Raw genomic sequence first — 731 nt, forward strand, 5'->3', positions numbered from 1 at the left:
CTGTCGGAACAGCCGAGTACCTGGCTCGGGCAGTTGCTGGCCGCCTATCGTCAGCTGTTCCAGCCACCACGCGCCCCGGCCAAGGCCAAGACCGATCCGCGGCAGCCATTGATCGAGGCGGTCACCGTCGAGGACGAGACTCCGCCGCTGACCCGCGCCGAGCTGGAAGCCTGGCGGCAGAACCTCAAGGGGCTGGCGCTGCGCTTTCACGAGTCGCTCACCGAGTGGTGACCGGCGACGCCGGGCTAATGGCGATGCCTGATGCGCAGGACCAGGGCGATGCCGCCCAGAATCGCGGTGCCGGCCAACAGTAGCGTTGTGGTCACCGCTTCGCCCAGCAGCACGGCACCGGCAATGGCCGCCAGTAGCGGAACGCTGAGTTGCACGCTGGCGGCCTGGATCGCCGCCAGACCGGGCAGGGCGGCGTACCAGATGGCATAGCCGACCCCGGACGTCAGCGCGCCGGAAAGCAGCGCGTAGGCCACGCCCGGCCAATCCCACGTCTGCTGGCCCAGCGAAAGCAGGCAGAGCACCGCCGCCAATGGAACCGCCCGTAGAAAATTACCCGCAGTGGCTGCAAGCGGTGTGGCTGCACCTCGTCCGCGGAGCGAATAGACGCCCCAGGCGATGCCGGACAGGATCATCAGTAAAGCGCCATCCAGGGGCGGGGTGCTGCTCCCCGGGAGCAGCAGGATCACCAATCCGCTGACCGCCAGCAGCAGGCCGGCGAG

General features: G+C 68.5%; 2 protein-coding genes. One reads left to right on the plus strand and one right to left on the minus strand.

Annotation, left to right across the window (positions count from 1 at the left end):
• The coding region (locus tag ACU8YC_RS25220) for a DUF6586 family protein (protein WP_446895990.1) at positions 1–231 on the plus strand (231 nt) is incomplete at its 5' end.
• A 14-nt stretch (positions 232–245) separates the two neighbouring features.
• Here the strand turns inward: ACU8YC_RS25220 and ACU8YC_RS25225 are convergent.
• Positions 246–731: EamA family transporter (locus ACU8YC_RS25225; protein WP_446895991.1), on the minus strand; the 486-nt coding region annotated here is incomplete at its 5' end.

Source organism: Citrobacter sp. VF227 (assembly GCF_052950715.1).